Raw genomic sequence first — 20,864 nt, forward strand, 5'->3', positions numbered from 1 at the left:
GGGGGGCACCCCTTACCGAAGCCTCCACATGCGCACCGTGCCATCGGCGCTTCCCGCCACCGCGACCGTGACGCCGTCGACGGTGCCGGTCGTCACCCAGATCACCGGACCCGTCGGCCCGGTGAGCGGGGGGATGATCTCTCGCCGGGTCGCCAGGTCCCACACGTGGACGGCGCGGCCCTCGCCGGTGAGCACCACGGCACGTCCGTTCAGGTCGGCCGTGGCCACCGTGGTGACCGCGCTGGGCCGGTGCGGGAACGCGGGGCCCTCCGCATGCCAGGTGACAAGGTCCGAAACCCGCACGGTCCGGTCGGCGTCGGCCGAGACGACGACGAGCCTGCCGTTCAGCGTGGCGGCGGCCACCGAGGTCAGCGCCGCGGTGTGGCCCATGAAGCCCATGCCGATCTCCGCGCCCGAGGCGATGTCCCAGGCGCGGACCATCTTGCCCGCGCAGCCCGCCACGACGACGGGCTTACCGTTCAGTGTGGCGGTGGTGACCGACGTGACCGGGCTCTTGTGGCCGAGGATCGGCGGCCCGATCTGGTGGCCGGTGGCCATGTCCCAGCGGCGCACGGACCAGTCCGCGCTTCCGGAGACGACCACGGAGCGACCGTTCACGGTCGCGGTGGCCAGGGATGTGATCGTGTCGGTGTCGCCGGTGAAGGGGGCGCCGACCGCACGGCCCGCGGCGATGTCCCACACCCTGATCGTGTGGTCGGCGCCGCCCGAGACGACGACCGGCCCGGCGTTCAGCGTGCCGACGGCGAGCGCGGTGACCTTGCCCTGGTGACCGGTGAGCGGCGCGCCGATCTGCCGGCCGGTCGACCGGTCGAACACACGCAGGTCTCCGTCCTGTCCGCCGGCGACGAGAACCGGCTTGCCGGACATGGTCGCCTCCGCGACGGCGGAAACGGATCCGGCCGCGCCGAGGGTCAGCGGCCGTCCCAGCGAGGCGCCGACGGCGGGAACGTCCATCGGGTGCCTGGAACTCGGCGCGGTCCGCGTGTGCTGAGCCATGTCCGCTGCCCGCTCGGACGGCCACAGAACGAAGAGGAGCGCGGCCGCGATCGCCAGTGCGGCGCCGGACGCCGCGATGCCCAGCGGGAGTGCCCGCCGCCGCGGTCGCCGGATCCACGCCTCCTCGCCCGGTACGGGTTTGCCGAGGTCGGGCAGGGCGGCGTGCGCGGGACGATCCGCCGCGGACACGGGGCGCTCTGTCGCGGTCGGGGCAGTCGCGGTGCGATCCGTCACGGTCGCGGCAGGCGCGGCGCGATCTGTCGCGGTCGCGGCGGACGCGGGGCGATCCGTCGCGGTCGCGGCGGCCTCGCCGGCGGGTCCGGTGCGGGCGGGTGCCGCCGCCACGGGCCGCTGGGACCGTACGGCCCCGGTCGGCGGTGCGACGCCGTCACGTGCCGGTCGATCGTCGGCCGCCCCGACACGCGCGGGGGTGTCCAGCCGCATCAACGCGGACACCAGTTCGGCGGCGCTCGGCCGCCGGTCGGGATCCTTGTCCAGGCAGGCGGAGAGCAGCGGCACGAGCTGGTCGGGAACGCCGGACAGAACCGGCTCGGCGTTGGTGATGCGCCAGAGCACCGCGGGCACGTGGTCGTCCCCGAACGGTGGTCGCCCGGTGGCGGCGAACACCATGGTCCCCGCCCAGGCGAACACGTCGGAGGCGGGCAGGGCGTCCTGGCCGGCGACCTGCTCCGGTGCCACGTAGGCGGGCGTGCCGACGACGCCGGAGCCCGTTACCGAGGCTCCGAGGGCGCGGGCAAGGCCGAAATCGATCATGCGGGGACCATCGCTGCCGAGCAGCACATTGTGCGGCTTGAAAGCACGGTGCACGACGTCCGCCCGGTGGATCGCGGCCAGCCCGGCCGCGGTCCCGAACGCGAGACGGATGATCGCGCCGACGTCCCGGGGACCGTGCCGGGCGACCACCGCGTGCAACGACTCCCCGGGTACGTACTCGCTCACGACGTAGGGGACGTCGAGGTCGAGTCCCACGTCGAGGACGCGCGCGATGCCGAACTCGGCCACCCGGCGGGCGATGCTCATCTCCTCGACGAACCGCCGCCGCGCCGCGTTGTCCCCGACCAGCCAGCGATGCAGGACCTTCACCGCGACGGTCTGCCCGGACGGGCTCGTGCCGCGGTAGACGGCTCCCTGGCCACCCCCGCCGAGGTAGTCCGTGAGCCGGTACGAGCCCACCCGTTTAGGCTCGTCCTCCCGGAGTTGGCGCGGATCCGGCATGACGCTCCCTGACACGGTCGCGCACCACTCGCCACGGTGCGACGCCTATTGGACATTTGACCGTACGCAAGGAAGGTCGGAAAGGGTTCAGTCGTTCGTTGGCCGGATCCAGCCGAAGGTGCGCTCCACGGCGCGGCGCCGGTTGCGGTGCGGGCCCGACCTGGGCTGGTCCATCGCCGTCACGGGACGGTAACGATGATCTTTCCGCGTGCGTGCCCCTGCTCGACGTGGCGCAGCGCTTCGGCGGTGTCGACCAGCGGGTAGGTCCGGCCGAGGACCGGGGTGAGGCTCCCGTCCTCGATGAGCCGGGTCACGGCGAGCAGGTCCTCCCGGCTCTGGCGGGTGGGAAGCGGCCGGAGCCGCTGCCGGACGAACCCGTTGACCACCGCCGCCTGGAGCATGGCGCCCACCGCCCCGACCACGCGTCCGGGTGAGCCTCCGGCGTTGAGCACGAGGATGCCTTTCGGGGTGAGCGCCCGCCGCACCCGGCTCAGCGGCCGGTTGCCCACGTTGTCGAGGATCACGTCGTGGCGCAGGCGCCCGTCGGCGAAGTCCTCGGCCCGGTAGTCAATGACGTGCGCGGCGCCGATCGCGCGCACCAGCTCGACGTTGGACGTGCCGCACACCCCCGTGACCTCCGCGCCGAGCGCCGCCGCGATCTGGACGGCGTAGGTGCCGACGCCGCCCGCGGCGCCGTTGACGAGCACCCGCTGCCCGTCCCGTACCTCTCCCACGTCCCGCACGCCGCGCAGGGCGGTGGTGGCCGCCATCGGGACGGCCGCCGCCTGCTCGAACGTCAGGTCCGCCGGTTTGGGCACGACCTTGTCGGCCTGGGTCCGCGCGTACTCGGCGAACGCGCCGGGGCAGAAGCCGAGCACCTCGTCGCCGGGCCGCAGCCCGCGCACGTTCCCGCCGACCGCCTCGACCTCTCCCGCCGCGTCGATCCCGGCCACCGGCGCCTTCGGCCTGGTCAGCCCCACTCCCCCCATGAGCCGCGCGATGAGGGGGTCGCCGCGCAGCAGGTGCCAGTCGTACGGGTTGAGGGCGGCGGCGTGCACTCTGACCAGCACGTCATCGGCCCCGATCTCAGGAGGGTCGACGTCCGCCAGGCGTAGGACGTCCGGCGGGCCGAACCGTTCCTGGACGATCGCCTTCATCGTGTCTCCTCACTCTTCAGATGATGGGTGGGCGGCGGCCACGCGGGCCGGCGGGCGGTCGCGCCCGGCACCGCTCACGACGGCGGGTGCCGGGGAGGTACGGAGAGGCCCCCGCCTGCGGATGACCCATTCGGCGACGGCGAGATTGATCAGCCAGCCGGCGGCCATGAGCGCCGCCTTGCTGGGCTTGCCGGGCGTCCCGACGATCAGGACCCACGGCAGATGGGTCAGCACCTGGGTACCCGCGCCCATCCCGATCGCGTAGCCACGGATCATCCAGGCGCGATGCCGTGCGACGCGCCACCGCCGGATCGCCGCGAAGCCCAGGACGATGGACACGACCATGGCCGAGCCGAAGATGAGCCGGAGGCCGGTAAGGGCATCGCCGGTGTCGTCGGGACGGGGGTAGAACAGGGTCATCCACAGGCCCGAAAGCGCCGCGGCGAGTCCGGACGGCACCAGGACCCGCCCGGCGACGCGGTGGAGGCCCGGCTTCCGGCGGCGAAGGCCCGGGACGAACTGGAGGACGCCCAGAACGCTGAACAGAGTGACGCTGACGATGTGCACCACGACGGGTACGGGCGACGCGAAGAACCGGGCGTTCTCCGGCGTGATCTTCGCGCCGCCCGCCAGCTGGGTCAGGCGGGCCATCCCCGCGATCACCGGGACGGCGGTGAGCAGGAGCAGCCCCGCGGGCACGAGCCGGTTCGCCCTGGCCGACGCGGGCCGCCCTGCCTTGGCGGAGGAGGTCACGGCGACGTCCCTTCTGCGGTCGGGTCGACCGGCGGCCCGGCGTCATCTCGCCGCGCCGTCGCCGGTCATGACCCGATCGTCGCCGCTGAGGCGGTCCGGTTCATCGGGAGAAGGGCCGGACCTGAACCGGCCGATCCTCCGATGGAAGGGCCGTGCTTTCGGCCGATGGCCGTCCGGCGGACCGTCGGCGTGTCAGCGTTCGGGTGCGCCGGCGGGGCCGAATCGGTTACTGACGCGCTTGGTCTCGTACGCCCAGATGGCGATGTCGACGCGGTTCCGGACACCGAGCTTGGTCATCAGGCTGGTGATGTGCGTCTTCACCGTGCTCAGGGTGATGTGCAGCTCGCCGGCGATCTCGCTGTTCGTCCGTCCCCGCGCGACGGCGATGAGGACCTGCTCCTCCCGGTCCGTCAGCGCGTCGGTGGGCTGCGCGGTCGGTGTCGGCGCGGTGCCGACGAAGGCCTGCAGGAGGCGAGCGGTGACGGTCGGGGCGATCAGCGCGTCGCCGTTGGCGGCGGCGTGGACGGCCTGGCTGAGCAGGTCTGGACCGGCGTCCTTGAGCAGGAATCCCCGGGCCCCGGCCCTGAGCGCGGCGTAGACGTACTCGTCGAGGTCGAAGGTGGTGATGACGACCACGGCGAGAGGGTCCTCGACGGCCGGGCCGGCGAGGACGCGGGTGGCCTCGATGCCGTCCATGCCGGGCATCCGGATGTCGAACAGGCACACGTCCGGGCGTTCTCGCCGCGCGAGTTCGACGGCTCGCCGCCCGTCGCCGGCCTCGCCGATCACGTCGATGCCCGGCTGGGCGTTGAGGATCATCCTGAGCCCGGTGCGTACGATCTCCTGGTCGTCGGCGACGATCACCCGGATGCTCACCGCGCCCACCCGGCGCGAGGCAGCACGGCGGTGACGGTCCAGCCTCGATCGGGATCCGGACCGGCCTCGCAGGTGCCGCCGAGCAGGCCGGCGCGTTCGCTCATGCCGATCAGCCCGTATCCCGGCGACCCGTTCGGCCGTACGAGGCCGGTGTCGCCGTCATCGCTCACGCGCAGGCGCACCGAGGTGTCGTCGGCGGCGACGCGGACCTCGATGCGCGTCGCGTGACGAGCGTGTCGCCGGGCGTTCGTCACCGACTCCTGCGCGAGGCGGTAGATCGCGGCCGCGACCGGCGGCGGAAGGTCGTCGACGTCGCCGAGGATCTCCACGTGCACGGACGGGCCGGTGCGGGTCCGGCCGGCGAGCTGTTCGAGGTCGGCGATGCGCGGGCCCGGCGCCAGGTCCGCCGGCTGGTCGCGGCGAAGGGCGCGGACGATGGTGCGCATCTCGGCGAGGGTGCGCGACGCCTCGGTCTCGATCACGCGGAGCGCGTCGGCCGGGGCGTCCGGGTCCGACGGCGAGGTCGCCAGGCCCGCCTGGGCGCGGATCGCGATCGCCGAGACGTGGTGTGCGACGGTGTCGTGCAGGTCGCGGGCCAGGCGTTCCCGTTCGAGCAGTTTGACCTGGTCGAGCTCGCGCATCCGCGCGCCGGCCCGATACCGGAACGCCCCGCCCACCGCCATGGCCGCGCACAGGATGGCGATCCCGGCGACCGTGTCAGAGGGGCTGAGGCCATCGGTGACCATTGAGACGGTGACCTTGCCGAGCATGATCACGGCCCCGATCGCGGCCTCGCGCCCGGACCCCCATCGGAACAGCGCGTACGGCAGGAGCACCATGTACACCTGCGTGTTGAGGCTCGGCGGCGCCCCGGTCGTGAGCAGCCCCGCGAGGCCGCAGGCGCCGAAGGCGATCGCCACCATCAGCAGCGGTCTGGTCCGGCGCCACAGCAACGTCGGCACCAGCCCGGCCGTGAGGATCACCGAGAGCGCCCGCCAGGGAACGTCCGGCCGCAGAATCCCTTCGAGCACCGCGGCCGGCACCAGCAGCCCGACGAGCGCCCAGTCCCGCCACACCCACACCGGCGGGTCGGGGGGACGGCGCTCCTCCCAGACCGAGCGAAGGACGGCCCGCACCGGACCATCGTACGAGGGATCGTGCCGCTCGTTATCTGCCGAAAGTACGAGACGTTTGTGCCTCGGCGACGGCGGAGGCCCGGCGCTGCGAGCGGGCGCGGGCCGTGAACCCGTGCGCGTGCCGGTCATTTGAGCTTCCACAGCCGGGCGGTGTGGTCGTCGCCGCCGGCGGCGAGAGTCGTGCCGTCCGGGCTGAACGCCACCGAATGGACCCACCCGGTATGGCCGGTGAGGGCGGCGGTGGTGTGCCCGGCCGCCACATCCCACAACCGGACGGTGTGGTCGGTGCCGCCCGTGGCGAGCGTCTTGCCGTCCGGCCGGAACGCCACCGAAGAGATCACGTTGCGTTGGGGTGTGAGGCTGAACCTGGTGTGCCCGGTGAAGGTGGCGGTATTGCGGCCGGTCGCCACGTCCCACAACCGGACGGTGTTGTCCTCGCCGCTGGACGCGAGGGTCTTGCCGTCGGGGCTGAACGTCACGGCATAGACCGCGTTGGTGTGGCCGGTGAGGGTGGCGGTGATGCGGCGGGCCGCCACATCCCACAACCGGATGGTGCGGTTGACGCTGGCGGCGGCGATGGTCTTACCGTCGGGGCTGAACGCGACGTCACTGAACACGAATTCTTCGTTGCCGGTGAGCGTGGCGGTGCTGCGGCCGCCGGCCACATCCCACAACTGGACGCAATCGCCGCCGGTGGCGAGGGTCTTGCCGTCCGGGCTGAACGCCACCGCACCGACGCCGGTGATGTTGGCGGTGCTGAGGGTGGCGGTGGTACGGCCGCCGGCCACATCCCACAGCCGGGCGGTGCCGTCGCCGCTGCCGGTGGCAAGGGTCTTACCGTCCCGGCCGAACACCACCGCGGAAACCCGGGCAGTGTGGCCGACGAGGGTGGCGGTGGTACGGCCGGTCGCCACATCCCACAACCGGACGGTCTTGTCGTCGCTGCCGGTGGCGAGGGTCCTGCCGTCCGGGCCGAACGCCACCGAGGAAACGCCGGCAGTGTGGCCGGCGAGGGTGATGTACGAGCGGAATTCCGGGTCTCCGTCGTCTCGCAGCAGAAATGCCGCGGGGACGCCGGCGAGAGCGGCCGCTCCGAGACCGCCGAGGAGAACGGTGCGGCGCCGGATCCGGCCCGGGGCGGGCGGGGCGGTCATCGTCGGCGCCGGTCGCGTCGCGTCCGGCCGGTGCGGTGTCCGGTCTGCCGCAGGCGTGTCCGGGGCGTCGATCGTCTCTGCCGCAGGGGGCCGGTTCTCCGGCTGTGGCTCGTCGGCGAACCGGCGCAGGCGTTCGGCGACGGACGCGGCGTCCTGTGGCCGGTCGTCGGGTCGTTTGGCCAGCAGGTCCAGCACCAGCGTGTCGAGGTGTTCGGGGATCTCCGCCCGCAGGGACCGTGGTGGTGCCGGGGATTCGTTGAGGTGCTGGTAGAGCACCGCGCCGACATGAGAATCGGTGTCGACCCAGGTGGCGCCGGTGAGCAGTTCGTACAGGACGCAGCCGAAGGCGTACAGGTCGGTGCGCTGGTCCACCTGCCCGCCTTGGATCTGCTCGGGTGCCATGTACAGCGGGGTCCCCGCCGAAGAGCCGGTGGCGGTGATCTTCGTGGCGTCGGCGAGGCGGGCGATCCCGAAGTCGCAGATCTTCACCCGGCCCTCCTCCAGCAGGAACAGGTTGGCCGGTTTGATGTCACGGTGCACCACGCCACGGCGGTGGGCGGCGGCGAGCGCATCGGTGACCTGCACGGCCAGTTCCCTCGCCTGCTCGATCGGCAGGCCCTTGGGATTGGCGTCAAGGAGGTGGCGCAGGTCGCGGCCGACCATCAGCTCCATCACCAGGAACAGCCAGCGCTCATCCCCATGCGGGTGTTCGTCGATGTCGAACACCGTGGTGATACCCGGATGATTCAACGTCGCGGCGACCTCGGCCTCCCGCCGAAATCGGGCCACCCCGGCCGGTTCCGCCCCGATCGTCAACGGAAGGATCTTGACAGCGACCGGACGGCGCAGCCGCAGATCGACCCCCCGCCACACCTCGCCCATCCCGCCCCGGCCCAGCGGCTCCTCCAACCGGTACCGGCCGGCCAGCTTCACCTTCCGCTGCACCATCGCCTCCAACCCCGCCCGCGACCAAGGGAGAGATCACGGAACCGCTACATCCCATCAGGCACGCGCGGCCAGGGTCCAGGGCCCGCTAACGGCTTTCAACCCGGCTCCTCTCGATACGAACGAGACCGTAGGGGCGGGCTCCCCACTTCCCAAGACAGCCGCAGCCTGTCGTCCCACGGATCTCCGTGCGTCACGAGACCCGGAACGCCCGCCGGTAGGCGCCCGGGGTCGTGCCCACCTGGGTGCGGAAGTGGCGGCGCAGGTTGACCGCCGAGGTGAGACCGACGCGAGCCGCCTCCACCGGCAGGTCTGTCTCCTCCAGCTGGGTGCGTGCCTCAGTCACCCGGCGGGTCAGCAGCCAGGCGCCCGGGCTCGTGCCGAGCTGGTCGGCGAAGCGCCGGGCCAGCGTGCGGGACGAGACGCTGAGGTGCGCGGCCAGGTCGCCCACCGACAGCGGTGTCCCGAGACGCGCGCCGGCCCACACGGCGTCCGCTACCGCGTCGGATCCGGACCTCGTCGTGCCAGGTCCCGGGGACTGGTTCGGCGCGGACCGCGGTTGCCCGCGTGCTGTTCGGCGGTGTGTCACTGTTCCTCGTGTCCATGGCTGGTGCCGGTGTGGGGCGTAGCGGCGTATTCGTCCAGCGATGTGGTGGTCCAGGCGGGGCCCAAGCAGGCTGTGTCTGCAGGCAGGTGGTGCATGGCGAGCACGAGTGCCGCGTGCGGGAGCCACTGGCGGATGGCGGTGAGCACGTGGGCGGCGGTGCTGGTGTCGAGGCCGGTGGTCGGTTCGTCGATGAGCAGCACGTCCGGTTGGGTGGCCAGGGCACGGACGATGTGCAGCCGGCGTTGCTCACCGCCGGATAGCTCGCGTCCGCCGACGCCGACTGTCGTGCTCGGAGCGAGTCCACTGCGGTTCAGCAGCATGGCGGTGAGCAGCCGGTCGATGTGGTCCTCGCTTGCCGTGGGGTCGGCGAGACGTATGTTGGTGGCGACCGTTCCGGTGAACAGGTAGTCATCCGCAAGCACGGCGGTGGCCACACCAGGCGCCGGCTGGGCACGCAGAGCTGCCGCGATCGCGTTGAGCAACGTGGTCTTGCCGCTGCCGGACGCGCCGGTCACGGCCAGGGTCTCGCCGGCCGCGACCGCGAACCCGACCTCGCGTCCCGCCCGCGTTGCGGTGTCAGGCAGCCGGTAGCGCGAGACGGTCAGCACGCGGCGGTCGTAGTTTGCTTTGAGGGTCGAGGTAGGGCTGGGTCGGTTGTCGCTGGTGTGCGTGTCAAGGCGCTTGCCGGCCTGATGGGCACGGGTTCGTGCTTCGGCTGCGGCCACAAGGCGCTCGGCATGGGCCAGCACACCGACGGCGAGCAGAACCAGCAGCATCAGGGTTGAGGCGGTGGCGCGTTGACGCGCGGCGATGAGGACGGTGAGCGGCAGGGCGACGGCGGTGACGGCACGGGTGGCGCCCAGCGTCCGTGCGGTCCTGGTCGCCCGCTGGAGCCGGTCGCTCTCGAAGACGGCGAGGCGCCGCAGGGTACGGTGCGCGAGTTGGTCGGCGGCGCCGAGTGAGGCCATCTCGGGCCATGCCTCCACTGCGGTGACCAGCTCCGCCCGCAGCGCCGTACGCGCACGGCTCTCGTCGTCGGGCCGGCGCAGTCCGGTCATGGCGAGTGCGGCGCACACCACCGCGGCGACCGCCACGATCGTGGCCGCGAGCGGATAACCCTCGATCGCGATCACAAGGCAGCCACCCGCCGTCATGGCGGCGGCCACCACGACTGGCACTGTGGCTTGAATTATGGCCATGCCGGTGGTGTCGGCGTCGGCCATGACGCGATCCAGGGACTGGCCAGACCAGGCCCCGTCGCTCTTGGGTTCGGCGGCGGCGCGATCGTAGAACCTGAGCCTGGCGGCGGCGATCCGGCGCAGTGCCGCCGAGTGCAGGACGACGCGGCTGGCATAGTTCGCGGTGATTCTGCTCAGGGCAAAGGCGCGCACCCCGCTGCTGGGGCCCAGGTACGAGAATGCGCTGTACGCCGCGGCGCCCGCCACGGCACAGCTCGCGATGAACCATCCCGACAGCCCGATCAGCGCCACCGAGCAGCCTTCTGCGACGACACCGAGGATCAGTCCCGCGGCGGACACCAGGGCGATGCGCTGACCGCCATCGGATCGATTCATGCCGGGGTCGCTTCCCGTACGGTGTGGGTGGTTCCGTCGAGAATGCCGAGGACGGTGTCGGCGCAGCGGGCAACGGCCGCGGAGTGCGTGGCCACGATGACCGTCCGGCCCTTCGTGGCGGTACGCAGCGCGGCGATGATCTGCGCTTCGGCGTCCGGATCGAGGTGGGCGGTCGGCTCGTCGATGACCCACAGCTCGGCGTCGCTGAGGAATGCCCGTGCGATCGCGATCCGGCGAGCCTCGCCTGTCGACAGGCCCAGCCCCCGCTCGCCCAGTGGTGTGTCGAGTCCGCCCGGCAGCCGTGCGACGACCTCGGCCAACCCCGCCGCGGCAACCGCGCGCTCAACATCCACGGGGCCGGCGGCCGGTCGCCCGAGGCGGATGTTGTCTCTGATCGTCCCGGGGAGCAGGACTGTCTGCTGGCCGATCCAGGCACAGCCACCGAGGTGTGGCTGCGACACGTCGGCGGGGCTGACCCAGCGGATCGTGCCGGTACTCGGACTTCGCATACCGGCGATCAGCGAGAGCAACGTGGTCTTGCCGATGCCTGACGGCCCGACAACCGCCGTCCAGCAGCCGGCGTCGAACGTTACCCGCGCCCTGTGGAGGACGGGCCGTTCCGCGTGTGGGAAGCGGAAGGCGACGTCGTCGAGGACCACTGTGACGGGGCCGGCGGGTGACGGCGTCGTACGGCCGGTCGTCTCCGGCATCGTGTCCGTGTCGGCGAGCAACGCCATGATCGTGGGTACGGCCGAGGTCGCCCGTTCCCGGTTGTGGTACGCGGCGGCCATCGCGCGAAGCGGCTGAAAGTACATGGGGCACAACAAGAGTGCGAGCAGCGCGCCGGCCAGCGTCGTGGGCGGTGCGGCCGGCAGGCGCACGTACCCGAGAAGCGACAACCCGATGTAGGTGGCGTTGACCGCGATGGAGAACGTGATGACGACGTCCATCACCGCGCCGGACAAGAACGCCCGCCGTACGACCGCCATCGTGGCGGCGTTCAGCTCTGCGGCCGCGTCGGCCAGTTCGCCGCGCCGGCGTGCCAGAGCCCCGATGCCGCGCAGCGTACGCATGCCGCGAAAGCTGTCCAGCACGACAGCGGCGAGCCGGGCGCTGGCGGCCACCCGCTCATCGGCACCTTCGGTGGCGAACCGGCCCGCCAGCCGCATGTTTAGCGGAACGAGCAGACTTGCCAACAGCAGGATCGCCGCGGCCGGCCACTGGACCGCGGCGGTGACCAGGAAGATGACCGCCATCGACGCGGGCGCCGACAGGCGCTCCGGAAGGGCCTGGGCGTGATAGTCGGCGACGTCGTCCGCCGACTCCACGATCGCCAAAGCCGCGGTCGCGGGGTCTGGCTCACCGCGGCGCCGCCCCGTTGGCAGCATCGCGGCCACCAGACGCCGCCGAATGGCTCTGCCGATGCGTTGGCGGCCCACGGCCTTGCAGCGGGCCGCTGCCAACGCCGCGCCTGCGGCAAGCAGACCGGCGGCCGGCAGGACGGCCAGTACGGGCCACGTGGGTTGCGCTCGGTGGTCGAGCACACGGCCCGCGATCCAGGCGAGCGTGGCCCATCCGACGACGGAGAACACCGTCTCCAGCGCCTGGCATGTGGCCGCAAGCCGCAGCGTCGTGCGTCCCGGGACGGCAGCGTGCTCGAGCCAGTCGCGGGCCTGCGCCGGCAGGCTCGTGGCCGCGTCCTGCTCAGTCATCGTCGTCGATACGTCGCTGATCGATGATCCAGGCAACGCCTCCGGTGACGGCAATCAGGATCATGCCGATCGCGCTGAGCAGCTTGGTGTGGTACCGCGGATAACCCGCGAACATTCCCTGGCAGACGAAGTAGCAGAACAGCCCGCCAGTGATCGCCACGACGACGAACAACACGCGGCTGACAAAGCGGCGGGGCCGCCGCACGGGTTCGGTGGTCATCGACGTGCTCCTAGGCCATTGCACCGTCGCCGCCGTCCGGGGTGCTGTGCGGCTTTCCCCGGAAGGCGTGGTGGGCGTACCAGTTGTAAAACAGGACCAGCGGCATGTTCAGTCCGATCCCGACGGCGAGGAACACCATCGTGGTGCCCGGCGCCACGGCCTGACCGAGCGTGAGCGTGGGAGGAACCAGTACCGGGTAGCGGGCCACGACCACAGCGATGAGCACCGCGACGGCGGCGGTCACAAGCCCGGCGAGGGGCAGGGCGTCGTTCCGGGCGGTGGGCCGCAGGGTCACCACGGCCGTCAGTACGCCGGCCACGGCGAACAGCAGCAACCCGGCGAACGCGATCGCGCGCGCGGGGCTGTGCAGGTTCAGTGGCGCTGCCGTGGCGTTGACGGCGGTGAGGCAGGCGCCGCCCAGCAGCGACGCCACGACCGCGCTCACGGTGCCGCGGCGTCCGGCCTTCATCCGTGGTTCGCCGGTTGCCTTCGCTTTGGTGTACGCGAAGCCGAGCGCCACGTAGCCGCAGGTGATGGTGGCCGCGACCAGCGCCGAGAACCAGCTGATGGCGCCGAACGGCGATCCGGAGAAGGCGCCGTCCGTGACCGTGAGCTTGTCGGTGAGGGTGGCCAGCGCGACACCTTGCGCCAGCGAGGCGACGAGCGACGCGATGCCGAACGCCCGCTCCCATCGCGGCGCGGGAGGTGCCTGGGACGCCATCTCGACGCTGATCCCGCGTACGATCAGCGCGAATAGCATCACGATCAGCGGCAGGTACGCGTGCGGCAGGATCGTGCCGAACGCCACTGGAAAGCCGGCCCAGAGGCTTACTCCCAGCAACACCAGCCAGGTCTCGTTTCCGTCCCAGGCCTGGGCGACGTGCTCGAGCATCTCGTGGCGACGCGAGCTGTCACGCTCCACCAGGGTGGCGACGCCGATGCCCAGGTCGTAGCCGTCGAGCACGACGTACATCACCAGGCACAGCAGGACGAGCAGGAACCAGATGGTGGACATCAGCTCACCTCCCCGCTCGCCGGCACGGGCGTGACCACGCTGGATGCCGGGACGGGACGCGGCGCCGGCTGCCGCCGGCGAACCTGGTCGGGGTGATCACGCTCGGGACCGACCCGCATCGCGTGCACGATGTAGCCGATGTAGGCGACCAGCATCAGCAGGTACAGCGCCGAGAAACCGAGTGCTGAGAACAGGACCTCGCCGGGTGCCAGGCGCGAGACCGCTGCCGAGGTCCGCAGATAGCCGAACACCACCCATGGCTGTCGGCCCGCCTCCGCGACGACCCACCCGCCGAGAATGGCGATGATGCCGGCCGGGGCGGACCACACCAGGAAGCGGTGGAACCGCCTGGAGGTCCAGAGTTTGCGCCGGAACCGCTGGACCGTCGCATAGAAGACGGTGCCGAACATCAGCAGAGCGGCGTAGAACATGGCCCTGAATCCCCAGAACACCGGTGTCATGTCCGGCTGGTCCTGCCTGGGGGTCAGCGTCAGCCCAGGTACCGCCGTGGTGCAGCTCAGGTCCTTGGCGATCGCGCTGCCCAGGCACGGAATCGACAGCTCCGCGCTGTTGCGCCGGGCCTGCTGGTCGGGAAGCGCGAACATCACGTAACCGGTGTTTCCGTTGGCCCAGTTGCCCTCCAGCGCCTCCAACTTCGGCAGCTGATGCGGAAGTTCGTGCCCTGCGACCTGGTCACCGAGGAAGATCTGCACCGGTAGCAGAATCGCCGCGATGCCCAGCGCGATGGATACCGAGCGACGTGCGAACGGCAGTGCTCTGCGCTTGACCAGATACCAGGCGCCGATGCCGGCGACGAAGAAGCTCGCGGAGATCAGTACCGCGGCCAGCATGTGCGGCCAGCGCCACAGGAATGACGGGTTGAAGATGACGTGGATCCAGTTGACCGGCTCGAACCGGCCGTCGCGGACCACGAACCCGGACGGCGTCTGCATCCACGAGTTGGCCGCGATGATCCAGGTGGACGACAGGATCGTGCCGATCGAGACCATCACCGTGGCGGCGAACATCGTGACCGGCCTGACCCGGCCGTCACCGTACAGCAGGATGCCGATGAACCCGGCTTCCACGAAGAACGCGGTGACGACCTCCATTCCGATGATCGGGCCGAGGATCGGCCCCGTCTTGGCGGCGAACACACCCCAGTTCAGCCCCATCTGGAAGGTGACCACGATGCCCGCGACCACTCCGATCGCGAACCCGACGGCGAAGATCCGCCGCCAGAACCGGAACATCTGCAGATAGACCAGATCTTTTGTCCGCCAATGCATCCCATACAGGACGCACAGCAGGATCGACAATCCCACCGTGATCGCCGGGAATGACATGTGAAACATCACGGTGACGGCGAACTGCCATCGGGAAAGAGTCAGCAGACTCAACGCTGCCTCCTGGTCATTGTTCGACGGCCTTCTGCGCGAAGGCGGTGAACATGGCGTCGTCGGCGTAGGCGCCGTTCCATACGGCGGTGAATCGCTCGATCTTGCCCCAGGGGTCGAGTTCGAGGGCGGTGATGCCGCGGGGAACCGGGCTGTTGGTGGCGGTCCATTCGTAGCCCCCGCCGACGTCGTTGCCGAGCACGTGCCGCACGCCCGTGCCGGCACCGACGTAGGGCAGCACGGAGGCGGCCTTGGCCAGGTATGCCTGGATGCTGGACTGGCTGGTGATCTGGATGTGCGCCGGCACGTCTTCATAGACGGCGTCGGTGGAGAACAGTCGCATCGCGGCCGGGATGTCGCCCTTCCGCAGGGCGTGCGAGAGGTCGTCGACGACACGGCGCATCCGCGGTGAGGCGGCTTCTCCGACGGTGGACTCCCGGAAGTTCGTCGGCCACTGGCCGGGGGCTTCCTGTTCCTTTTCCCAGCCGGCCACCCCGAACTGCCGGGCGTCCCAGTAGTCGACCCAGCGTTCGATCTTGCCCTGGCGGTTGAAGTTGACCGCGCCGAAGTTGCGGACCTGGCCGGGGCCGAACATTCCGGGTGTGTCGGTGAAGATCAGGATCGCGCTGGTCGTGTCGCCGAGTATCCGCGTGGGATAGGACTTGCTGTTCTCCGGCCAGGTGGGATACCAGCCGGCGAGGGCGTCGTGCATGGCCTGCCAGGCGTACCAGTGCCAGCCGAGGATCGCGTCGATGTAGGTGAACTGCTCGCGGGAGAAGTAGGACATCTGCCAGTCGAGGTTCTTGTCGCTCTTGGCCTGGAAGTACCCGCGGATATGCGCGGCTAGGGCATTCGTGGCGTGCGAGGTGTCGGGCAGGACATTGACCCCCGTGACGTACTGCCTGGCGCCGGTCTGGGCGGTTCGCGCCCATGCGCTTCCTGCCGGAAGCAGAGACGCCGCGGCGACCGCCGTACCGCCGGCCGCGGCTCCGCGCAGGAGTTGGCGCCGCGTCGTGCCGCCGCCGGTTCCGATGCTGTGACTCATGGTGGATCTCGATTCTGTGGTGGTTCAGGCATCGATCACGGGGGTGTCGACGCCGGCCCGGTTGAAGCGGGGCAGGGCGGCGGCACCGACGGCGAGGAGCGCGACGATTCCGATGTGGACGTACTCGGCGGCGGCGAACGCGTGTGACACGCTGTGCGGGGCCAGGACCAGGTAGAGCGTGCCGAGCGTGGCGACGCCAAGGGCCAGCCCGCTCTGCTGCAGAGTGATGAGCACGCCGCTGCCGATCCCGCCCAGATGGGTGGGGACGTCGGCGAGCACGCTGCGGAACAGCCCGGCGAACAGCATCGATTGCCCGGCACCGGCCAGGGCCAGCGGCACGGCCATGGCCCACAGGCTGACGTGCGGCCAGTCCGTCACCAGGACCGCGACCAGCCAGGCCAGGCCGGTCAGCTGCACCAGCGCGCCGGCGGACAGCGCGGCCCGGCCGAAGCGGCTCATCAGGCGCGGCGCGACCAGCGACCCGAGGAAGAACAGCAGGGCCATCGGCACGATGTCAAGGCCGCCGTGCAGGGCGTCGGAGTGGAGTCCGTCCTGGACGGTCAGGGCGAAGACGAACATGAATGCGCCGAACCCGATGCTGAAGGCCAGCACCATGATCAGGCCTCGGGACATCGACGGCAGCCGCAGGAGTGACGGCGGCAGCAGCGGCACCTCGCCGCGGGTCTCGGCGCGCTTCTCCACGGTGTAGGTGGCGGCGCCGAGAACGACCGCCAGGGCGATCAGCAGCCAGGTCCACCACGGCCAGCCCAACGAGTGCCCTTCGGTCAGGGGGACCAGCAGGGCGACGAGGGTGGCGGCGAACAGCACGGTGCCGGGCAGGTCGACGCCGACCGGGTGCGCCGAGCGGGTGCCCGGCACGATGCGGGCCGCGACCAACAGCACGACCAGCCCGATGGGCACGTTGACCAGGAAGATGGGGCGCCACCCGGTGCCGGCGATGTCGGCGCTGACCAGCAGGCCGCCCACGAGTTGGCCGACGACTGCGGCGATGCCGGAGGTCGCGCCGTACAGGGCCAGCGCACGGGCCTTGCGTTCGCCTTCCAGGGTGTGGTGGAAGGTGGCCAGCACCTGCGGGATGAGCAGCGCGGCGCAGGCGCCCTGCACGATCCGCGCGGCGATCAGCACTCCGATGGTCGGCGCGGCTCCGCAGGCGAGCGAGGCCAGCACGAAGCCGACGAGTGCCCCGAGGAACAGACGGTGGCGGCCGTAGCGGTCACCCAGCCGGCCGCCCAGGACCAGCAGGGACGCGTACGCCACGCCGTAGCCGGCGATCACCAGTTCCAGTGCGGAGGGCGAGGCGTGCAGCGAGGCGGCGATGCTGGGCAGGGCGACGTTGGTGATGAAGAAGTCCATGATCGGCAGGAACGCGCCGGCCAGCAGGAAGAACACGCCGATCGGGTGCAGGCCGCCCGCGTGGGCGATGGCGCGGGGTGAGGCCGGCCGGGAGCCGGCCCGGGGAATCGTGGACGTCACGGCAACTCCTCCATCAGATGATGATGAGGTCATAACTATATACACATAACTATTATGAGTGCATAACTACCTCGGCGAAGGACCTACTCTGGTGGGGTGGCAGTGACTCAACCTGATCGCGGGTGCGACGCAGCACCCTCGACCAGCGATCTCCGCTGGGCCGAATTGGCCGACCTGGTGCTGATCATCGCCCGGGAGATCCAGTTCCGCGGCTACGCTGACGAACGGGCCGTCCCGCTGTCGCAGTCCGAAGGCATGGTGATGCGCTACCTGCTCGGCGTTCCGGCCGCGCCGTCCAGCCGGATCGCCGCCGCCACCGGGCTGCAGCGCACCAACCTGTCCGCCGTGCTGCGCGGACTGGAGGGCAAGGGCCTGGTCGAACGCCACGCCAACCCCGACGACGGTCGCGGCGTGACCGTACAGGCGACCGAGCATGGGAAGAACAACTACGCCCTCGTCCGCCGGGAGTGGGGCACAGCCGTGTCCACGGCCGCCGACGGTGAGAGTGCCGACCTCGACGCCGCATTGGGCTTGCTCCGTGCCGTGGAAGCCGGTCTGGCCAGCGCACGACCACAGCCATCAGGTCCCCGACCGGCGATGTGATCACGGCCGACCGGCGCCCCATGCCGCCGACAGGATGGCGCGCCCGGCGACCGGCCGGTCAGGCCTTCGCGGTGTGGGCCAGGGGTTCGCCTCGTAGGTATCGGCCGACGTCTTCGGCGAGGATGGGGGCGGCGTTGGCGGCGGTCTGCCGGCTGGCGCCGGCCAGGTGTGGCGTCAGCACGACGCCCGGCGTGGACAGCAGCCGCGACATCCGGATCCGTTCCCTCCGGCCGGCGTCCGCAGCACGGCGACCCGGTCCGGGTAAAGCTCATGCGGTGACCTCAGCCCGGTCGAACAGCACCACATTGTCCTGGCGGTCCGTGTCGCTGATGGTAAAGGTGACCTCGTGGTCGCCGTCGGCGAGGTTCGCCGACGTCCAGCGCAGGCCGTTGACGGCGGCGGGCGCGCGGAAGTCGACCGTTCCGGCCGGCCTTCCGTCCACCGTCACGCGGGCGATGCCGCCGGCGAGGTCGGTGGGCGCGTACACCTTGATCCGGCTGCCGCGGAACCGCACCGTGTAGCCCTGGCCGACTCGGTATCCGAAGTAGTAGGAGTGATCCGGCGTGGTCACGCATCCGCCGCCGTCGCCGCAGCGGGTCCAGGATCTCCCCGTGTACTGGACGGTGCCGACGCCGGTCCCGATCGCGGTGTCCTGAATGGTGGTCGTCGTCGTGCCGGCGGGCGACGAGCGCGCCGTGGCGGCGCCTACCGGCCTCGTCGGGGACGGCGCGGAGCTCGCGCCCGGACCGCCTGCCGCCCACCATGCCCCGAGGCCGCCGATGAGCAACACCACGACGCCGATCACCACGATCGGCCGACGCGACGCCGATCGGCCGGGCGGCGGCGGCGCGCCGGGGTCCGTGGCATACGCCGACGGTGGTTCCCCGCCGGCGCTCGACGCCTCGGCCACCGATGGCTCGCGCGCCGGGCCGGGCTCCGCGTCGCGGGCATTCCCGGGTGCCTCGGTGGCGCGAACCCACATATGCCGGAGCCTGGCCAGTTCCTGTCGATCGGCTCCGCATTCCCGGGCAATTCGTTCGACCACGGCGTACTCGGGCGGCACCTGATGCCCGGAGCAGTAACGGTGAAGCGTCGAGGAACTGATGCCCAGCCGCGCGGCGAGGGCGTCGTAGCTACGGCCGGTCCGGTTCTTCAGCAGGCGCAGGTAGTCGGCGAACTCCTCCTGCTCCGTCGTGCCGGGCATCTCACACGTGATTCCTCTCGCCTCTGGCGGCGCATCCCATGGGGGATGGTATTTCAGCAGGTGGAAGATGACCACCGCGTCCCGTTATCCCATTCTTCCGCCGCTCATTGACCCACATGACGCCGGACCGCAACGCTTTTATCGATGCCGCCGGGCGCAGCGGGCTGCCGCTGGGACAGGCGCGAGGGAGGTCGATTCGCTACGTGACCAGGTACGATTCTTCCCGCCGCGGGCTCGTGTACGGTCCCGGAGAAATACGGCTTCGGGCTCTGGTGGCGGGCGTCTTCCTGATTCCGCTCATCGTGATCATCTACGCCGTGCTGATCCGTCCGCTGCAGCCGCACCGGAGCATCTCGCCTCTCACCACGGCCGGCGGCAGTCTCGAGGACCTTTGCAGCAGGAAGAGATATCACCCTGAGAGCGCACACTTCACCGGCCCGCCACCTCACCCGATCGCCCTGTACGCGCAGGAGGATCAGCGGATGCTGGGAATGAACGAGGTACGGCTCGGCGTCTTCGGCAAGGATGTGGCGCCCGGCGGAAGCGGGCCGAACGCACTCCGAGTCCAGTTGGTGGCCTGCGCCGAACGACATGATGAGGTCGCCACCAGCGCCGATTGCGACTACAACAGAGGCATCATGCGGCTGTACACCGCAACCTACAAGATTAAGATCTTTGAAGCGCGCACCAGGCACCAGGTGGGGTCGGCCAGGATAGTCCCCGCCAGCCCGATCTGCCCAAACTCCGCCTTCGTCAGCGGTGATTACTCCAGGGCGAAGGTCTATGCGACTCCGTCGGCCGACGAATACCGCGCGTCCCTGTCGAGATTCGTTTTCGGACGGTCGAACTGAATGCGGGCCGTGTGCGATGGCATCCGCACCTACCGAGAGCCCCGGCGATCGGCGGGAACCCACCGCATCGGTGAGAGGCCGACGCGGCCGGGTCCTCTCCCAAGCGCGCGCCGCTGCCGACTGGCGATCGCTCTTTCGCGGCGTGAGCCAGCGGCTCACCCCGTAGGTACCGGCCGACGTCCTCGGCGAGGATTCGGGTGGCGTTGGCGCCGGTCTGCCGACTGGCGCCGGCCAGGTGAGGCGTCAGCACGATGCCCGGCGTGGACAGCAGCCGCAGCCCGGCCGGGATCGGCTCCTCGGGGAAGAGGCCGAACGCGGCACGACCAGAATCACCGCTTCGCCGCTCGCGAACGCTTCTCTGAAACACGAGTTGCCAGAACGGGTATCGCTGGTTGCTCCCGGCGGGGCGTCTCACCTCCGCCACAATCGCAAGGGCCGCCCACAGACGATGTGAACGGCCCGAGGGGAGACCGCGATAATCAAGCGCGGCTTTCGATCGCTTCGAAGATATCGATGTCGGTCTGTTGCTGCCATTCCGGAAGCGCGCCCCAATCCGCGACGTAGGACGGTTTCGGTTCGGGGATGTGCTTGTGAATCTGGGCTATCCAGCACAGCGCGACAAAGCGGCCCTTCTGCTCTCGGGTGAGTTTGGCGGTTGCTCCGCCGGACACTGCGACGAAATCAGCCACTTGTCGGTAGACTGCGCTTGCGGCTTGGCGTTCCCACTCGGGGGTATCGTCCCATGGGGCGACGTATCCAGGCTTGGGGTCGCCCGGGTAGTGCTTGCGCACTCCGGCGATCCATGCTTCTCGGAAGATGCGGCCGTGTTCGCTCTGCTGAGTGTCCGACTGTGGCTGCATATCGTGTC

General features: G+C 70.6%; 19 protein-coding genes. 2 read left to right on the plus strand and 17 right to left on the minus strand.

Features of this window, described 5'->3' with window-relative positions; translation table 11 throughout:
• Positions 1-12: 12 nt before the first annotated feature.
• The 14 genes from ABEA24_RS43345 to ABEA24_RS43410 form a co-directional block, all read right to left on the minus strand.
• Complete coding sequence (locus tag ABEA24_RS43345) at positions 13-2,253, minus strand: serine/threonine-protein kinase (RefSeq protein ID WP_345439731.1); 2,241 nt, start codon at positions 2,251-2,253, stop codon at positions 13-15.
• A gap of 179 nt (positions 2,254-2,432) precedes the next feature.
• Entirely contained in the window at positions 2,433-3,410 is a 978-nt protein-coding gene (locus ABEA24_RS43350) for an NAD(P)-dependent alcohol dehydrogenase (RefSeq protein ID WP_345439733.1), read from the minus strand.
• A gap of 9 nt (positions 3,411-3,419) precedes the next feature.
• Positions 3,420-4,163, minus strand: coding sequence for a DUF2306 domain-containing protein (locus tag ABEA24_RS43355; RefSeq protein ID WP_345439735.1), 744 nt, complete (start codon positions 4,161-4,163; stop codon positions 3,420-3,422).
• 192 nt (positions 4,164-4,355) lie between these two features.
• Complete coding sequence (locus ABEA24_RS43360; protein ID WP_345439737.1) at positions 4,356-5,039, minus strand: response regulator; 684 nt, start codon at positions 5,037-5,039, stop codon at positions 4,356-4,358.
• Complete coding sequence (locus tag ABEA24_RS43365; protein WP_345439739.1) at positions 5,036-6,175, minus strand: sensor histidine kinase; 1,140 nt, start codon at positions 6,173-6,175, stop codon at positions 5,036-5,038. Before ABEA24_RS43365 ends, ABEA24_RS43360 begins: the two co-directional genes overlap by 4 nt.
• Positions 6,176-6,300: 125 nt before the next feature.
• The gene (locus tag ABEA24_RS43370) at positions 6,301-8,277 is read right to left on the minus strand and encodes a WD40 repeat domain-containing serine/threonine protein kinase (RefSeq protein WP_345439741.1); all 1,977 of its coding nucleotides are present in this window, start codon (positions 8,275-8,277) and stop codon (positions 6,301-6,303) included.
• A gap of 190 nt (positions 8,278-8,467) precedes the next feature.
• Positions 8,468-8,863 (minus strand): helix-turn-helix domain-containing protein, encoded by a 396-nt coding sequence (locus ABEA24_RS43375; protein WP_345439742.1) that lies wholly within the window; start codon positions 8,861-8,863, stop codon positions 8,468-8,470.
• Positions 8,860-10,455 carry an ATP-binding cassette domain-containing protein gene (locus tag ABEA24_RS43380; protein ID WP_345439743.1) on the minus strand — a complete coding sequence of 532 codons (1,596 nt, stop codon included), beginning with the start codon at positions 10,453-10,455 and terminating at the stop codon, positions 8,860-8,862. The genes ABEA24_RS43375 and ABEA24_RS43380 overlap by 4 nt, the downstream gene beginning before the upstream one ends.
• Entirely contained in the window at positions 10,452-12,167 is a 1,716-nt protein-coding gene (locus ABEA24_RS43385; RefSeq protein WP_345439745.1) for an ABC transporter ATP-binding protein/permease, read from the minus strand. Before ABEA24_RS43385 ends, ABEA24_RS43380 begins: the two co-directional genes overlap by 4 nt.
• Positions 12,160-12,387, minus strand: coding sequence for a hypothetical protein (locus ABEA24_RS43390; RefSeq protein ID WP_345439747.1), 228 nt, complete (start codon positions 12,385-12,387; stop codon positions 12,160-12,162). The genes ABEA24_RS43385 and ABEA24_RS43390 overlap by 8 nt, the downstream gene beginning before the upstream one ends.
• Positions 12,388-12,397: 10 nt before the next feature.
• The gene (locus ABEA24_RS43395) at positions 12,398-13,402 is read right to left on the minus strand and encodes a cytochrome d ubiquinol oxidase subunit II (protein ID WP_345439749.1); all 1,005 of its coding nucleotides are present in this window, start codon (positions 13,400-13,402) and stop codon (positions 12,398-12,400) included.
• Positions 13,402-14,802 carry a cytochrome ubiquinol oxidase subunit I gene (locus tag ABEA24_RS43400; RefSeq protein ID WP_345439751.1) on the minus strand — a complete coding sequence of 467 codons (1,401 nt, stop codon included), beginning with the start codon at positions 14,800-14,802 and terminating at the stop codon, positions 13,402-13,404. Before ABEA24_RS43400 ends, ABEA24_RS43395 begins: the two co-directional genes overlap by 1 nt.
• 13 nt (positions 14,803-14,815) lie before the next feature.
• On the minus strand, positions 14,816-15,844 hold the full coding sequence (locus ABEA24_RS43405) for a nuclear transport factor 2-like protein (protein ID WP_345439753.1): 1,029 nt from the start codon (positions 15,842-15,844) through the stop codon (positions 14,816-14,818).
• A 24-nt stretch (positions 15,845-15,868) separates the two neighbouring features.
• Positions 15,869-17,338: an MFS transporter gene (locus tag ABEA24_RS43410; RefSeq protein WP_345439755.1), complete on the minus strand. Its 1,470-nt coding sequence runs from the start codon at positions 17,336-17,338 to the stop codon at positions 15,869-15,871.
• A gap of 96 nt (positions 17,339-17,434) precedes the next feature.
• Here ABEA24_RS43410 and ABEA24_RS43415 point away from each other — a divergent pair, with 96 nt between their 5' ends.
• Complete coding sequence (locus ABEA24_RS43415; RefSeq protein WP_345439757.1) at positions 17,435-17,941, plus strand: MarR family winged helix-turn-helix transcriptional regulator; 507 nt, start codon at positions 17,435-17,437, stop codon at positions 17,939-17,941.
• 58 nt (positions 17,942-17,999) lie between these two features.
• Here ABEA24_RS43415 and ABEA24_RS43420 read toward each other — a convergent pair whose 3' ends face one another.
• Together ABEA24_RS43420 and ABEA24_RS43425 are read right to left on the minus strand one after the other, a co-directional pair.
• Entirely contained in the window at positions 18,000-18,152 is a 153-nt protein-coding gene (locus tag ABEA24_RS43420; RefSeq protein WP_345439759.1) for a hypothetical protein, read from the minus strand.
• Positions 18,153-18,209: 57 nt separating this feature from the next.
• Complete coding sequence (locus tag ABEA24_RS43425) at positions 18,210-19,145, minus strand: helix-turn-helix domain-containing protein (RefSeq protein ID WP_345439761.1); 936 nt, start codon at positions 19,143-19,145, stop codon at positions 18,210-18,212.
• 116 nt (positions 19,146-19,261) lie between these two features.
• Here ABEA24_RS43425 and ABEA24_RS43430 point away from each other — a divergent pair, with 116 nt between their 5' ends.
• A complete protein-coding gene (locus tag ABEA24_RS43430; RefSeq protein ID WP_345439763.1) occupies positions 19,262-19,996 on the plus strand; it encodes a hypothetical protein in 735 nt (244 codons plus the stop codon).
• 479 nt (positions 19,997-20,475) lie between these two features.
• Here the strand turns inward: ABEA24_RS43430 and ABEA24_RS43435 are convergent, their stop codons facing one another.
• The gene (locus tag ABEA24_RS43435) at positions 20,476-20,856 is read right to left on the minus strand and encodes a hypothetical protein (RefSeq protein ID WP_345439765.1); all 381 of its coding nucleotides are present in this window, start codon (positions 20,854-20,856) and stop codon (positions 20,476-20,478) included.
• Positions 20,857-20,864 lie beyond the last annotated feature (8 nt).

Origin of the sequence: Actinoallomurus vinaceus, from assembly GCF_039542055.1 — a bacterium.
In the GTDB taxonomy this organism is placed as follows: domain Bacteria; phylum Actinomycetota; class Actinomycetes; order Streptosporangiales; family Streptosporangiaceae; genus Actinoallomurus; species Actinoallomurus vinaceus.

Bases quoted from the DNA above. Each gene is read 5' to 3' on its own strand.
- ABEA24_RS43345 (WP_345439731.1), bottom strand. From the start codon at position 2,253: ATGCCGGATCCGCGCCAACTCCGGGAGGACGAGCCTAAACGGGTGGGC.
- ABEA24_RS43350 (WP_345439733.1), bottom strand. From the start codon at position 3,410: ATGAAGGCGATCGTCCAGGAACGGTTCGGCCCGCCGGACGTCCTACGC.
- ABEA24_RS43370 (WP_345439741.1), bottom strand. From the start codon at position 8,277: ATGGTGCAGCGGAAGGTGAAGCTGGCCGGCCGGTACCGGTTGGAGGAG.
- ABEA24_RS43380 (WP_345439743.1), bottom strand. From the start codon at position 10,455: ATGAATCGATCCGATGGCGGTCAGCGCATCGCCCTGGTGTCCGCCGCG.
- ABEA24_RS43385 (WP_345439745.1), bottom strand. From the start codon at position 12,167: ATGACTGAGCAGGACGCGGCCACGAGCCTGCCGGCGCAGGCCCGCGAC.
- ABEA24_RS43390 (WP_345439747.1), bottom strand. From the start codon at position 12,387: ATGACCACCGAACCCGTGCGGCGGCCCCGCCGCTTTGTCAGCCGCGTG.
- ABEA24_RS43395 (WP_345439749.1), bottom strand. From the start codon at position 13,402: ATGTCCACCATCTGGTTCCTGCTCGTCCTGCTGTGCCTGGTGATGTAC.
- ABEA24_RS43405 (WP_345439753.1), bottom strand. From the start codon at position 15,844: ATGAGTCACAGCATCGGAACCGGCGGCGGCACGACGCGGCGCCAACTC.
- ABEA24_RS43420 (WP_345439759.1), bottom strand. From the start codon at position 18,152: ATGTCGCGGCTGCTGTCCACGCCGGGCGTCGTGCTGACGCCACACCTG.
- ABEA24_RS43425 (WP_345439761.1), bottom strand. From the start codon at position 19,145: ATGCCCGGCACGACGGAGCAGGAGGAGTTCGCCGACTACCTGCGCCTG.
- ABEA24_RS43430 (WP_345439763.1), top strand. From the start codon at position 19,262: ATGACGCCGGACCGCAACGCTTTTATCGATGCCGCCGGGCGCAGCGGG.
- ABEA24_RS43435 (WP_345439765.1), bottom strand. From the start codon at position 20,856: ATGCAGCCACAGTCGGACACTCAGCAGAGCGAACACGGCCGCATCTTC.